Genomic DNA, 15,046 nt, shown 5'->3' with positions numbered 1-15,046 from the left:
TTTTTGCCTCGACATGACTTATACAGCGCAGGTGCGTTTAGCGCAGGCCGCCATGGCTCAGCGTGACACTTCCGTTTCCGAGTTGTGCAAGGAACTGGGGATCGAGCGTGTCACCCTTTACCGATATGTCGGCCCAAAAGGTGAACTCAGAGATTATGGCCGGCGGGTTCTGGGGCAGGCGTGACGCCTCTGATTTCCCGCGCACGGGCCAATTCGGCCGCGCGCAATTTATCCAGTTCCCGAGGCGAAATCTTCATCCGCTGCGCTTCGGTTAAAGCCCAGACATGCCCGAATGGATCGAAAAAGCTTGCCACTCGCTTACGTTCGTCACTGATCTCGAGGTGATTTCGGACCGTTCCTCCTGCAGCAATTGCCTGCTGCAGTGTCTTTTCGGCATCTGCGACCGTGAGCGAAAAAATCGAATTCACCGCGCCATTTGCCTTGGGGAAGAAAGGGCCTCCTCGATGCGGCTCCGCCTCGCGCCTCGGATTGGCGCCCGAGACCGTGATTTTGATCCCGCCTAAGTCGAGATCTATTGCATAGAGAATATTGCTATCTTCATGTGTTCGCACATGGGAGGCGTTAAACGCCGACATATAAAACGCGGCAGCTTCTCGCTGGCGACCATGTTCAACGAAAACAATGACGGCAAGTTGTTTTTCGTGTTCGCAGGCGGCACTCAGAACTTGCCAATTTGCAAAACCAAATTGGCGAGCGACGATTTCAAGGCATGCGCTGTGTGAAAGCTGCAGATTGTGCTCCTCCAGCAACTTGCGAAGAGCCTTGGCCATAGATTTCGAGTCTGAAAAGGAAAGCATAGTTTGATCCTCAAAGGGCGCGCCGTTGTCAGTGCTTGCATTGCTGACGGTCGCCCATAAGGGTCAAACCAGGATTATCCGTGCCTTCGCCATTCCAGAGGAGCAAGCGGCTGGCCGCACGGTGCCAAGCTTCAAACTATTGGCGGAAAATGATTCGCGCAATGTCGAGCCCGCAAAAGTGGTCCTCGGCTTAGCGTAGGATTTCGCCCCCTCCCGCAAACGACCCCCAATAGTCGCGTTATTTGACCGTCACAGTCACGAACTACGCTTCCAAACGGAAGTCCACCGCAAGTTAGGCACCCAACGTCCGCCGCATCAGCTCCGTGAACAACGTCCGGTAGCTGATGTCAGTCTCTCTCGGCCTTTTAACCTGGCTGCAATCCAACAAGAGTTCAGCTGTCGTTGGGTCGTAAACAATGAGGCGGAAGGAACTGATATGGAAGGCCGGAAAATGAAGGGAAAGCCCCCAAACCTGGATATGGATTCCTCAAATGCTCCAGTCTCCAGATGGAAACACCGGCGCAACGGGAACCCTCATCCATTACGTCAACGTCACCCCGTTGCCTTCACCGAATGACCGGCCGCCCGCAATAGCGCCATCAGTACCGGCCCCAGCGAAAACTCACCTCGCTTGGCCCGATTGGTTAGGTCTCTGAGATACCCGCCGGCCGAATTGATGTGGCCGCCCCGCTCGAGAATGCAGGCGATCGTCACTGCCGCGTTCTCCGGACCCATCACCTCACAGGCCTCCTGATATGCGGACGGGCTCACCCCGAGCATCGATCTGACCACAACGGCGGCCGTCATGAGTTCTCGCCAGTTTCTGATCTGGCCTTCAGGACCGTAGTTTAAAATCTCGGGGCAGGCGCGCAAGACGAGACCAATCGGAAAAGCCTTAATCGGCACATGTTCGACCTGCTTATTCTGGCTCGGCTTCGCCTCCTGCTCTTCTTCAGAGCTAGGTTCAGGTTCATTAAGGTGTTTGGTATTTGAATTCTGTATGTGACGCTCATTTTGAGCATCATTGGTGGTCATTTCTGAAGAAAAATCGTCGGAATTCAACTGGTTGATGATGTTCTGCCGCAAATTATCCATCTCGATGCCCAAATCTCTCAGTTCGTCGAGCGTCGGGGTTCGAGGAATTCGCCTGACAGCGGCCAGATATTGTTCTTCCAGCTCGTCCCAATCGCCTGCAGCTCCCTCTTCGACGGCCGCCGTAATCAGCTTGCGGATATCCCGCCGGCAGATCGTTAGGTTCTCCTTTGCCCTGCGGAACGCGATCCGATCGGCAGCCACCTGCTGGGCAAGGCATGCCAGTTCCTCGGCGCGCATCAGAAGCGGCGATATGTCAAAACCGAAGGCGTGCTCGATCGAGCCTTCACCATCCTTTCGGGCGTAGCGTTTGCCGTTTGCACTATCCTTGCGGATGATCAGCCCTGCATCGACAAGCAGGGCAAGATGACGCCGCAGGGTAGCGCCCGCAATGCCATGCGCACGAATTGACAGCTGGATGTTCGACGGGAAAACGATAAGCTGTGCGTCCTGGCGCAGCTCATTTTCAGGATAGAAACTCAGAAGCGCATCGAGCACTGCAAGGCTGCGATCCTGCAGGCCAAGCACCTCTCGCGCCTCCGATGCGTCGCGGAAGACTTTCCATTTGTCTGCCGACTTGCCTTCCTTGATCCTGGTCGTGGCAATCTGCTGCTTCACAAGCGCAAGCGTTACCGACCGCCGCCCAAACGGCGTCGTCACTTGTCCACCTTCCATGTCCCTCGCCTCTTCAAAAAGGCAAAAGATTCACGCTCACCAAAACGGTGCCAAAGACTCTTGACTAGGATTCATGGAAATGCGATTCTCTAGCTCTCACACGACGAGAAGGGCTTCCATGACGGCAACGTTTCGGGGGCCTTTTTCTTTTGCGCGTTTTCCTTACTTAAAATGGTTCCGAAGTCTGTTTCTCGGCTTCAGTTCAAATCTTTGATCTTTCACGCGTGAACCGCTCAGCCAGTGATGGCAGCTGCGCCTCGATGAAACGCAGGAATTCTGCTCCGGCCGGTGTATCCGCAGAAATACGGATATCCTTGTTCGTGCGCGAAAAGCTGCCAAGTGGTTCGCCTGCGGCGCCGGCAATCATCTTGCCGGCCTTCGACGGTGCGGCAGGTTTCAGGGCGTTAAAGGCGGCCAGAAACTTTTGATCGGATCCAAGCCGTCTTTGCGTAGCGGCCGAAAGCACGCTGCGCAGTTCAGCGTGCAGGTCAGGCTGTTCGGAGAAAGCCTTTGCAAACTCCACCCACCTTGGACGACCGACCTTGGCTGCCCGACCAATTGTCTCGACGATATCGAGCGGAAGGGCGCGATAAACCGCTCGCATTCGTGCAAGCTCGGGATCGTCGATAGACAATGCCGCCTTGATATCACGAGGCTTCACATCGGCATCATCCATACGGCGGGCAAACAGGGTGCGCTCGATCCAGGTCAGATCCTGGCGATCGGCATTTTCAATACCCTGCGCAATGACAAGCTCGACATCGGAAATCTCGACTTCGATCGCCTTGACCGGAATTCCAAGATCGCGGGCTGCCTGAAGCCGGCGATGGCCGTAGATCACCTGATAGCGATCGGGCGATGCTGGTGACTTGCGGACTTGGATCGGGACCTTTTGCCCCTCGGACTTTATCGAGTTCCTGAAAGACTCGAAATCCGACGCATCGTCATCTGGAAGACGATCGGGAAAGGGAGAGGGATCGACCTTTGACGGGTCGAGCTCTCTGATCGCACCACCGCCGGATTCAACAAGCGCCTTGAGGCGGTCGCGTTCCGATTTAATGTCGTCGATCGCCCTGTGCGCCGCACCGATCACGCCGGCACCGACACGTGCAGTTGGTGCAGGTTGCTGCGGGGAGGCAGGAGCATCGGTCGCCAGCCGGTTTTCAAGTTCCGCCGACAGCAGGCCAAAATTTGCAACGATGGATTTACGCGATGACTTGTTGGTCATGTGCGTCCCCAGCTGGTGTTGATGAGTTTCACGACCGCTTCGTTGACGGCATCAACCGCCTCGCGTGCGCGTTTATGCGTGTCACGGCCGATCTGGCCCATTTCGAGTTCGTAAATCGAGCGCTTTGCAAGTCCTGCTGCCTCGACAGCGGTGCTTTCAATCAGCGTCGGAAGAAGCACATCCGTTCCGAAGAGATGGCGCATCAGCGCAACGACCTGAGACTGTGGTGCGTCGTTGGGATCATGGCGGGTAATGAGATAGCGGATGAAATCCTGATCAAGCTGCGCTCCGCTCTCATTGAGCACGCTTATCAGATCTCCCATCATCAGGAGAAACTGGCTCATGGATGCGACATCGAGCATCGCCGGGTGTACAGTGATAATCATGCTGGTCGCAGCATAAATCGCACTTAGCGTCAGAAACCCGAGAGACGGCGGAGTATCGAGAATGACGACGTCGTAGTCCTGATCAACCTCGGCAAGAGCGAGCTTCAACCGTTCGAAGAAGATCGCTCCCGAGCCCGATTTCTGCGCCAGAACCCGCGGCGTTTCATGCTCATATTCCATCACTTCGAGGTTGCCGGGTATCAGATCAATCCCGTCGAAATAGGTCTTGCGGATGATATCGCGGATTGGCCGGCGCTCGGCGTCGTCGTAGCGAAGAGCAGCGTAGATCGTTTCGTTGGCACCAACGTCAAACTCAGGTTGCGCGCCGAACAGTGCAGAAAGTGATGCCTGCGGATCGAGATCAAGAGCAAGGACGCGGTAGCCCTGCAGGGCGAGATAATGCGCAAGATGGACGCAGGTCGTGGTCTTGGCACTGCCGCCCTTAAAGTTGGCGATCGCAACGACCTGGAGATGCTCGCCCTCGCGTCGGCGAGGAGAAAATCTCAGCGCTTCAGAAGGCTTCTGGGCGGCAAAGAGCTCGCGCAATTCATTGATCTGAGCAAGCGTATAGACACGATGGTTATTTTCCAGCCGGCCAGGGATCGGTCCACGGCCTTCGCTCGACATGAGTTTCAGCGTAGAATCGGGTATTGAGGTCAGCTTGGAGACTTCGTTGGTGAGGAACGGTCGCAGGCTTTTCTCCGACTTCGGAGGATACATGCGGGTGCGAAGGTCCTGCAACTGCTGAGACAGAAGACCCGCATGGCGCATGATCTTGGCGCCCGCGTCTTCCTTCTGACCGCTCGTCATTTCTGCGTGTTTTGCTATCGCCATATTTTCCTCTTGGCGGGCATTCGCCGGTTTGCCGACCATCGTCCGCCAAAGGTACAACATGATTCTGTTTCGCCGTCCAGTTATTTACGGTTAACCGGATCTTGACGTCCATGGTTGGCAGGGGAATAGACGCGCCCATTTTATAAATTATAATCAGATACTTATAGAATATTTCGGGCATCCTGACCCTGCGGGGCAACTGCATTTTTGCTCGGCAATCAAGGTCATCAGCGTTGGTCGAAACGAGATTTTCAATGCAAAAAATCTACCCCATGGCGAATCGAACGACATTCGATCTCAAGAGGCAACCACTCGGCCATACTAAAAGGGGCCGGCTGCGAGCCGATCTATCGGATTCTGTCTGACCGACGACCAGCGCCGTTTTTACGTTAGCGATAATAGTGACAGCGGATCGATCGGCGAGGGGCCGTCACAAAACGACGGAGGGATCAAAGCAGCTTTTCAACACCGTCTACCGAGTCAAAGTGCTTCCCGCATGGAGGCACGTTCAACGATTTCGGTTTTCAGAACGACCTTGCGGACCGTCTGACCTTTGCCATTTAGCCGGTCGACCAGCAACCTGGCCGCCGTCGCACCGAGATCGTAGACGGGTTGGCGCACGACGGTCACGGGAGGCGTTGTTACAGACGTCCAATCCGCATCATGGAACGATACCAGCGACAGGTCATCCGGGATGCTAAGCCCCAGTTGACGGTGAACCTTGAACACCTCCAGGCCGATTATACTGTCCGATGCAATGATTGCCGTCGGACGCTGCGCCGACTGGAGCATTTCGGTAACGATGCGATGCGTCTCTTGCTGCGTGACGGCACCGACCTGTACCCAGCTTTCCATGTTGGTCAGACCAGCCTCACAGCACGCACCAAGATACCCTTCGATGCGTCGCCTGACCGAACCGGTACTGATGTCGTCTGCACTGCGGAACCGATGATCCGGCGTGTCGCAGGCGGTTAAATAGGCGATGCGGCGGTGGCCGAGCGCAATCAGCCGGCGTGTAATATTCTCGGCGGCATGCCGGTCGTCGGCAATAACGGTGTCGACATCGAGCGTGTCGCTTCCACGATCGAGCAACGCGAGCGGCAGCCCCGAGCGAATAACCTCATGCAGATGCTCGACATCGTTTTCCTTGGCCGGCGAGACGATGAGACCGTCGACACGCTTGGCAAGCAGAGTGCGGATGGCCGCTCTTTCCGCAACGACGTCTTCACCCGAGTTAATGAGGATGACGGTGAAGCCTGCCTGCCGGGCAATATCCGTGATGCCTCGCACGGCAAGGCTAAAAAAGGGGTTTTCAATATCTCCCACCACGACTCCGATGGTGCCTGAACGACCTGTCGTCATGCTGCGAGCAAGCTCATTGGGGCGATAATCGAGGGACTGAGCCGCTGCCAGGACCGCCTCTCTCACCCGGTCGCTGACGGTTCCGTAGCCACCCAGTACGCGTGCAGCCGTTGCCTTTGAGACGCCGGCTTGGCGTGCGACGTCAGCGACTGTCACGGAAGGAGTTTTAGGTGGGATCTTGTCCATAAGCGGTAGCCTTACAAGAGAACTTGACGACTGGCAAATGCGAAGATAACAATTGCCAGTATCCAAAGAGACCGGTCTCTTTCTAATTGAGACCGGTCTCAAACATAAAAAGACTTCCGACATGCGAACTGCGTGGGCCGGGTAGGTGACATCATACGCCGACCGGGTGGGACCCGTGCGCCTTGAATTTATCGCAGACAACGACACCAGAGGAGAAGAAAACAATGCAATTTACCCAAGCCTTAACATCCGCCTTCGCAAAAATTCGCTCGACCACGGCCGCGATCACACTCAGTGTCCTTGCAGGCGCGGCGACGCCCGCACTTGCCGACAATCCGCTTGGCCTCATCGATCCCGCCACCATCAGTGTCGGCACGATGGGCGATGCCAAGCCTTATGCCTTCACCACCGCCGACGGCAACTTTACCGGTTTCGACATAGAGTTGTTCCTCAACGTAGCCGAACGTCTTGGGTTCAAGAAGGAACAGGTGGTGTTCACCGGCCAGGAATTCTCGGCCCTGATGCCCTCTGTCGCCAACGGCCGCTTCGATGTTGCGGCCGCTGCGATCGGCACGACTGCCAAGCGCAAGGAGACCATTGATTTCTCTGATGGTTATCTTGCAGGTTTCTTGAGCGTCCTCACTTCGGAGCCAGGCATCACCGATGCAGCGGGTCTCAAAGGCAAGCGTCTCGGTGTGGTGCAGGGTACACTTCAGGAAATCTATGCCGAGAAGAATTTTGCCGGCACCGATCTCGTGAAGTTCCCGGATAACAATTCTGCCGTTTCCGCACTCAACAACGGGACGGTCGATGCACATTTCCTCGATTTCGAGGCTGCAAAGGACTATTCCGCCCGTTATCCGGCGCTAAAAGTCGCAGTCAACATTCCGAGCTTCGACGCGCCCGCCGGCTTCGTCATCCGCAAGGGTAACGATGCATTGCGCGAGGCGCTTAACAAGGGCCTGAAAGAGGCCATGCAGGACGGCACCTGGAAAAAGCTGCACGAAAAATGGTTCCCCGGCACGCCGATGCCGCAGGCATATCTTCCCAAGCAGTGATGCCACCTTCCGGTCCGGCCTTTACCGGTCGGACCGGCCTTTCTTTCAAGGGATATCCTGATGAACTGGCTTGAAAACCTGCGCCGTAGCTTCCTCGACTGGAATGCCATGGCCGAAGTGCTGCCGACCATGATCACCGTTGGTCTCAAGAATACGCTGATCCTGGCTGCGACCTCGACTGTGCTTGGCGTGGCCATCGGCATGATGCTCGCGATCATGGGCATTTCCCGCTCGCCCTGGCTGCGCATTCCCGCTCGTCTTTATACCGATATTTTCCGTGGCCTGCCGGCCATCGTCACAATTCTCCTCATTGGCCAGGGTTTTGCCCGCATTGGCCGCGAGCTCTTCGGTCCATCGCCTTATCCGCTCGGTATTCTGGCACTCAGCCTGATTGCCGGTGCCTATATCGGCGAGATTTTCCGCTCTGGTATCCAGAGCGTCGACCGTGGGCAGATGGAGGCCTGCCGGGCATTGTCGATGAGCTATGGCCAGGGCATGCGCCTTATCGTCGTGCCGCAAGGCGTGCGCCGCGTTCTGCCGGCCCTCGTCAACCAGTTCATCGGCAACGTCAAGGATTCGAGCCTGGTCTATTTCCTCGGGCTTCTGGCCTCAGAGCGTGAGATCTTTCGCGTGGGACAGGACCAAGCGGTGGTGACCGGCAATCTTTCACCGCTCCTGCTGGCAGGCGTATTTTATCTCGTCGTTACCGTGCCGCTTACCCATGTCGTCAATGCGATCGACAATCGTCTGCGGGTTGGCAAGCAGCGCCCCTCCGTCATCACCAGCGGAATGGAGGAAGTCAGTGAACTCGACAGTGCAGCTCGCGCGACTGGCGTCTCGTTCAAGGGCGGCAGCCTTGATGTGCGCCGTCTCGGTATGGCCTATGGCGATCTTGATGTGCTGAGGGGTGTCGATCTTTTAGTCAAGCCAGGCAGCGTCACCTGCATCATCGGCCCGTCCGGATCCGGAAAATCGACTTTGCTGCGTGGGCTCAACCGTCTGGTCGAGCCGAAGAGCGGCGATATTCTTATCGATGGCGAAAGCATTCTCGCAATGAAGCCGGAAACGCTGCGCCGCCGGGTCGGCATGGTATTCCAGCATTTTAACCTCTTTCCCGACCACACGGCGCTGGAAAACGTCATGCTGTCGCTTACGAAGATCAAGGGCCTGCCCGCAGCCGAGGCCGAGCGCATCGCCAAGGCAAGGCTTGCCGATGTCGGCCTTGCGAGCCGCCAGCACCACCGTCCGGGCGGTCTTTCCGGCGGGCAGCAGCAGCGCGTTGCCATTGCCCGTGCGCTTGCCATGGAACCGGAGGTTATCCTCTTCGACGAGGTGACGAGTGCGCTCGATCCGGAATTGGTCAAGGGCGTGCTCAACCTCATGGCTGAGCTCGGCACGCGTGGCATGACCATGGTCGTCGTCACGCATGAAATGGGATTTGCCCGCCGGGTGGCCGATCAGGTCGTCTTTATGGACGAGGGGCGCGTCGTTGAAGCCGGCACGCCAGAGGCAATATTCGACAACCCGCAAAGCCCGCGTCTCCAGCGCTTCCTAGCGGAAGTGCTCTGAGCGCCGGGAGGAGAAACCAATGACACAAACGATACGATGGGGTGTGCTCGGTTGCGCAGGCATTGCTGCCAAGGCGGTCATTCCCGCCATCCAGTCCAGCCGCCTGGGGCGCGTTGCGGCAATCGCCTCGCGCGATGCCGCGAAGGCGAAGGAGATGGCGGCCCGCTTCGGCATCGCCAAGTCCTACGGCAGCTACGAGGAACTGCTTGCCGATCCGGAAATAGACGCAATCTACAACCCTTTGCCCAATCATCTGCACGTGCCACTGACGATAAAGGCACTGGCGCAGGGCAAACCCGTACTCTGCGAGAAACCGATCGCGCTTGATGCCGAGCAGGCGAGGGAACTGGCAGCGGCACAAAAGGCGGCGGGCCTGCCGGTCGCGGAAGCCTTCATGGTGCGCCACCATCCGCAATGGAAAAAGGCGCGCGCGTTGATTGCCGAGGGGCGCCTCGGCGAGGTGAGGGCCATCCAGACGATCTTTTCCTATTATCTCGACGACCCCGGGAATGTACGCAACCAGGCTGATATTGGCGGCGGCGGTCTGTTCGACGTTGGTTGTTACGCCATCAACACGGCGCGGTTCCTGTTCGACGCGGAACCGGTACGGGCGATCGCCCTCATGGAGCGCGATCCCGTCTTCGGCACGGACCGGCTGACGAGCGGGCTGCTGGCGTTTCCAGAGGGAAGGCAGCTTGCCTTCACCTGTTCCACACAACTCTGCCTCACGCAGAAGGTCACGGCGCTTGGAACGCGCGGGCGTCTGGAAATCCCCATTCCCTTCAATGCACCGGCTGATGAGCCGACCATGCTTGTCTTTGATGATGGTCGCGATCTTGCCGGCGGCGGCCGCGAGGAGATCGCGATCGGGCCTGTCGACCAGTATCGCGAACAGGCCGATGCATTCGCTGAGGCTGTCATCTCCGGCGGACCACTCGAGACGGGGCTTGGCGACGCAATCGCGAATATGACGGCGATTGACGCGCTGTTCCGCTCCGCAGCCAGCGGTCGCTGGGAGATCCCCGATGCCTTACCCCCATCCGTATGACAATTGATTGAAAGCCAATTCCATGACCGACAACACCATCTCTTCGGCCGTCATCATCGGCGCCGGTATCTTCGGCGTTTCCACTGGCGTACAGCTTGCGCGGCGCGGCATTAAGGTGACGATCCTCAATGACGGGCCGCCGGCCAATGGTGCCTCCGGCCGCTCGCTGTCCTGGCTGAACTCAGCACGCATGCGCTCTGAGCCCTATCATCGGCTGCGCATGGCCGGCATCGACCGGTATCGCACACTCGCGGCGCAGAATCACGGCGCAGAATGGCTTCGCTTTGATGGCGGGTTGACCTGGGACGCGGATGACGAGCGCAATGAGATCGACGCGGCCTATCGCCACGAAGTTTCGCTTGCCTATGATGCGCAGCGCCTTTCCGCAGCCGAAGTCGCCCGCGTTGTGCCCGGTGTCGACGCCGTCGCAATCACTCCACAGGGTGCAATCTTCAATCCCGGCGAAGGCTGGGTCGATTTGCCGACGCTGATTGGTGTGCTGCTTGAGGAGTTTTTCGCACTCGGTGGCGTTCTGGTAAAGGACCAGGGTGCTGCACGGGTGGTGATCGAGGGTGGTCGTGTCGTTGGCGCGCAAACTGCAAATGCTGTTCTCCATCGGGCGGATGCCGTCGTGCTTGCCACCGGTCCTGCCGTCCCGAAGATGGCTGCGGAAAGCGGACAGACCATTGCCGACGGGACACCGATCGCCCTTCTCGTGCAGACGAGGCCGCTCGCCCATCCCCTGCGCGCTGTTCTCAATACACCGCGCGTCGCCGTTCGCCCGGCGCCGGACAGCACATTCTCCCTGGATGCCGACTGGGCGGCCGATGAGGGTGTGACAGTGCGCGCAGACGGCAGCTATGATATCGACGATAGCGTTGTTTCAGAGCTTTTGGTTGAGGCTGCGCGGGTGATGGAAGGCAATCCGAAACTCGAGGTGGCTTCCATCGGCGTTGGTGGCAAACCGATCCCCGGCGATGGCGAGCCGGTGATTGGAGCCATCAAGAGTATTTCCGGTTACTACGTGGCCTTCAGCCACAGCGGTGCTACACTCGGCCTCATCGTGGGCGAGCTGCTCGCGTTCGAGGTTGCGACAGGCACCGAACATCCCATGCTCGCAACCTTCCGACCGGGCCGCTTCTCCCTGAATTGAGCAATGTCAGGCAGATATCGCCAAAATGAGCCGGCCGCAGCGGCCGGTTTTTCTACGATACTGAGACTGAGACGTCCGTTCCGATGCCTGACATCTGGATGCCGTTCTTGTCGACTCGAACATCAAAGGCAAAAAAGAGGATGACCTCGTGTCTGAGGCCGCCGCATGCTATTGGTAGCGCAATAAAAAACGGGCCAAATTAACTATGGATTTGCCAATTCCCAGCGCAACAAATCTCAGCCTGTTCGTCAGCGCTACACTGGTGCTGCTTCTCGTGCCGGGACCGGCAGTTCTCTACATCTTCGCGCGCTCGGTCGAGCAGGTCGCTCTGCGGGGCTCGTTTCAATCCTTGGCATCCATACGGCCACGCTTGTACATGTCGCCGCCGCTGTAGGATTGTCGGCGCTCCTGGCATCATCCGCGCTCGCCTTCAGCGTCGTAAAGTATGCCGGCGCGGCCTATCTGATCTGGCTTGGCCTCAAAAAGCTTTTTGGCCGCTAGGATATTCCCGGCGTCGAGGGCGATTTACCCACACGGAGCCGCATGCGCCTCTTTCGTGAGGGCTTTATCGTTAATCTCCTCAATCCGAAGACCGCACTATTCTTTCTGGCTTTCTTGCCGCAGTTCGTTGAGGTCAATCGTGGCCATGTGGCTATGCAGATCGCTTTTCTCGGGCTTGTTTACACAGCGATTGGCGTTCTACGGACAGCTCTTACGCACTTGCCGCCGGCACGGCCGGCAAGTGGCTGAAGCGCAGTCCCGCGTACCTAAAGGCTGAACGCTGGGTCAGTGGTTTCGTGTATATCGGTCTTGGCTTGACGGCCGCTTTTGCTGGCAATCAAAAGAAATAGACCATCCTGCGAGTCCATGTCGAACTGCGACCGTCAGTGCACTTCACGCTATCTGTGGCGCGCTTAGGTATATTTCCGTTCATGGCAATTTGGACCTCGTCGTGGGAACAAGTTTTGCGACTTTCAGGAGGTTTTGCTACGGCTGCGGATGGAATCTATCATACGCTCCGTTGGGCCTTCTAATCGAAGGCGATCAAGTCACAGGATGAGTTTGAGTTAGGCAAATAGAATCTCTGCTTTTTTCTGTGACGCCTCAACGTCACATAGGATTCAGTTTGACGATACCGCGTGCCATTGCGCGAGCACCCTCGAGGATGCAGCTTCGTAACTTGCGTGCCGAGGCGTTCAGACGGCATGGTCGCAAGAAATCGCCCCAATACTTTGCGGACAACCCGCCATCCAATTTCAACGTGGGGGACCCAGAGGACGCTCTCTGCAGACCGACACGAGGCCAACATAGCCTAGAAACTAGCGTTACTCCCACACTCGATGACCTATCATGCGAACGCACGCAAATCGAATGCCAGTACAAAGCGGTCGAGACCACGATCGCTCTCCGCTCTCGAAATTGGTCCAACTGATCAATCCTGACTTCAGGATGGGAAATCATGCTAGCAAAATCGGACTCATCGGTATCAGGTCAGGGTCGCAGACTGGATCGCTGTGTCGTGATGCGCCTTCATGTAGCTTCACATCCGTAGCCGGGCTACGAGGTCGGTCAAACCGGTAATTGCATCAACAACCTATCTTGCGACGCCAAATATTAGTAGCACGCACCTGCGTGTGCAATTGGAATAAACATTAAATTTAGTCGCAGGTTTGCATCACTATTGCGCCCCCCAAAGCAGATGATCAGGTAACAGCAGCATAGAGAACTGGTTGAACAATCGCCCCTGGATCATGCCTTAAGCGATATACATGGTTATTATTCACTTGACCTGATTAACCAATCGTTAACCATGTTTGCCTAGTTCTGTCTCCAAAGCCGGTTTTATATCGGTAAATCAAAGCCATGGTCTCGTTCCTCGTACTGGCAGGTTGCTCATTCTTCCCGTCAGAAGGTGGAACGTTAAATGCGATTTAGTTGGCTTCCAGCGTTTGTTTGCGTCATCGCCGCGGGTATATTGACAACTGGCTGTGCAAATCGCTCCAGCGCCAACATCCGACAAGCGGGCCCCGGGAATCCTGAAGCTTCCGGCAAAGACATGCACCTTGGTAACGCGGATCTTCCGGGCGTGATCGGGACGAAATCGGACCCCGTCAGGTCGGCGACACGCGAACGAACCGAACACAAGGGCCCCTTGTCAATCGAAACTGCTGTGAGAAAGGCAGTCGATTGGCATCCCGCTGTCACGGAAACCATAGGTCGGCTTCGTCAGCAGACCGAGTCGGTCAATGAAGCTCGTGCCGGTTATCTTCCCAATATGAGTTGGGGACTCGACTCTTCCTATAGCACCAATAGATCGGATCGCTACAGTCCAGATTTGAACTTCAATGTCTCGCAGATGCTTTATGATTTCGGTAAAGTGGACAACCGGGTCAAAATCGCCACTGCGGGAATTGCGGGCCGGAAGTCGCAGGTTATGATGGCTGTGGACGATCTGGCGCGCGAAACGGCGTATTCAGTGATCGAAATACAGCGCAATCGCTCATTGGGAAGTGTTGCGCGTGACCAGATAAAGGATGTGAAAGCGATCTTGGACCTGGTGAAGTCGCGCACCGACAAGGGCGCAAGCACGCGTTCAGATCTGCTGCAAGCCGAAGCGCGTGTTCAGGCCGCCGAAGCCACATTGTTGGAGATCGAGGGGCAATTATCGCGCTGGGAAGCGATCCTCGCGAATTTAAGCGGTATTGACGGTCCCGTCGATGTATCGGACACACTGCCGGCATGGCTGTCTAAGTCCTGCAGTTCCACAAATCCGGACTGGTCGCGCGTGCCGGCAGTCATGCAGGCAGCGGCAGATCGCGAAGCGGCGACCGCGCAGATTGCTCTTGCGAAGGCCGAAGGGTTGCCGACACTGTCGCTCGACGCTGGAATTGGTGTCGACGTGACGGAACTCAGCTCATTTGATCCCGACTACAGTGTCGGGCTAAAGGTTACGGGCAGCCTCTACAATGGCGGTGCGACGAGCGCTAGACGCAACATGGCCGTCCAGGCGCTTGGAGCATCACAGGCTGCAGAAGCGCGCGCGTTGGTTGATATCTTGAGGAACCTGACGGAAGCCAGTAGTCAGATTTCAAGTAAAGAAAGTCTGCGCCGCTCGCTCTCGACGCGTCAGTCAACGATGCGACAGACGCGTGATCTCTATCGAACACAATATGTTGAACTCGGGACGCGAACACTGCTTGATCTGCTCAACGCCGATCAGGAACTCCATGCCGCCAGGTTCGATATCAGCAACATCAAGTATGACCTGCACAGGTTGAACATCGACTGCACGTTCAATAGTGGACGAATGCGGGAAGCCTTCTCGCTGGAAGGCCAAACCGTCCAGGGCATTTCCCTTTAGCGGACGGTAGCAACGGCCGGCCCTTAAGCGACATATATTTGATTTTAATCAATTTTTTAAACGCAAAGTTTCTCTCCTGGTTCGCGCCTAGGCTTGATTAAACAGTATCACGGGGAAGGTCGGATCGCCGCAAGATACGACCATAACGGGTGTCGACCAAAAATAGAATTGGTCTCACACGTGATTGCCGACCGATGATAATGCAAGCCGTCCCGAAGAGAAATCGACCATGACTTCGCACTGTCGCCACCCTCATATATAAGAGGGGAAAACATA

Annotated in this window: 10 protein-coding genes and 2 pseudogenes; 7 read left to right on the top strand and 5 right to left on the bottom strand. The window is 56.8% G+C overall.

The annotated features are described in order from the left end of the window. Positions 1-25: 25 nt before the first annotated feature. A pseudogene (locus QE432_RS26115) lies at positions 26-184 on the top strand (recombinase family protein); the annotation flags it as partial. Here QE432_RS26115 and QE432_RS26110 read toward each other — a convergent pair. From QE432_RS26110 to QE432_RS26090, 5 genes are all read right to left on the bottom strand, one after another. Continuing rightward, positions 147-818, bottom strand: coding sequence for a glyoxalase superfamily protein (locus QE432_RS26110; protein ID WP_080802252.1), 672 nt, complete (start codon positions 816-818; stop codon positions 147-149). The pseudogene QE432_RS26115 and the gene QE432_RS26110 overlap by 38 nt on opposite strands. A gap of 552 nt (positions 819-1,370) precedes the next feature. Beyond that, positions 1,371-2,585, bottom strand: coding sequence for a plasmid replication protein RepC (repC, locus tag QE432_RS26105; RefSeq protein ID WP_306627417.1), 1,215 nt, complete (start codon positions 2,583-2,585; stop codon positions 1,371-1,373). A gap of 202 nt (positions 2,586-2,787) precedes the next feature. Continuing rightward, entirely contained in the window at positions 2,788-3,813 is a 1,026-nt protein-coding gene (gene repB / locus QE432_RS26100) for a plasmid partitioning protein RepB (RefSeq protein ID WP_112682935.1), read from the bottom strand. Beyond that, complete coding sequence (gene repA / locus QE432_RS26095; RefSeq protein ID WP_003518687.1) at positions 3,810-5,093, bottom strand: plasmid partitioning protein RepA; 1,284 nt, start codon at positions 5,091-5,093, stop codon at positions 3,810-3,812. Before repA ends, repB begins: the two co-directional genes overlap by 4 nt. Positions 5,094-5,513: 420 nt before the next feature. Next, positions 5,514-6,581 (bottom strand): LacI family DNA-binding transcriptional regulator, encoded by a 1,068-nt coding sequence (locus tag QE432_RS26090; protein WP_111803220.1) that lies wholly within the window; start codon positions 6,579-6,581, stop codon positions 5,514-5,516. Positions 6,582-6,805: 224 nt separating this feature from the next. On the opposite strand from QE432_RS26090, the gene QE432_RS26085 reads away from it, so the two are divergent. The 6 genes and pseudogenes from QE432_RS26085 to QE432_RS26060 all read left to right on the top strand — a co-directional run bounded on the left by QE432_RS26085 (position 6,806) and on the right by QE432_RS26060 (position 14,770). Next, positions 6,806-7,639 (top strand): ABC transporter substrate-binding protein, encoded by an 834-nt coding sequence (locus QE432_RS26085; RefSeq protein WP_065658948.1) that lies wholly within the window; start codon positions 6,806-6,808, stop codon positions 7,637-7,639. A gap of 60 nt (positions 7,640-7,699) precedes the next feature. Then, positions 7,700-9,208 (top strand): amino acid ABC transporter permease/ATP-binding protein, encoded by a 1,509-nt coding sequence (locus QE432_RS26080; RefSeq protein ID WP_111800503.1) that lies wholly within the window; start codon positions 7,700-7,702, stop codon positions 9,206-9,208. A gap of 19 nt (positions 9,209-9,227) precedes the next feature. Continuing rightward, on the top strand, positions 9,228-10,256 hold the full coding sequence (locus tag QE432_RS26075; protein ID WP_112392086.1) for a Gfo/Idh/MocA family protein: 1,029 nt from the start codon (positions 9,228-9,230) through the stop codon (positions 10,254-10,256). A 22-nt stretch (positions 10,257-10,278) separates the two neighbouring features. Continuing rightward, on the top strand, positions 10,279-11,409 hold the full coding sequence (locus QE432_RS26070) for an NAD(P)/FAD-dependent oxidoreductase (RefSeq protein ID WP_112392085.1): 1,131 nt from the start codon (positions 10,279-10,281) through the stop codon (positions 11,407-11,409). A 205-nt stretch (positions 11,410-11,614) separates the two neighbouring features. After that, a pseudogene (locus QE432_RS26065) lies at positions 11,615-12,260 on the top strand (LysE family translocator). Positions 12,261-13,561: 1,301 nt separating this feature from the next. Then, positions 13,562-14,770, top strand: a complete 1,209-nt coding sequence (locus tag QE432_RS26060; protein ID WP_236759207.1) for a TolC family outer membrane protein — start codon at positions 13,562-13,564, stop codon at positions 14,768-14,770. The last annotated feature ends 276 nt before the right edge of the window (positions 14,771-15,046 follow it).

The sequence above is a fragment of the Agrobacterium sp. SORGH_AS_0745 genome (assembly GCF_030818995.1).
Lineage (GTDB): Bacteria > Pseudomonadota > Alphaproteobacteria > Rhizobiales > Rhizobiaceae > Agrobacterium > Agrobacterium tumefaciens.
Note: the sequence above shows the minus strand (reverse complement) of the source record. Positions and strands in the feature narration are given on the sequence as shown.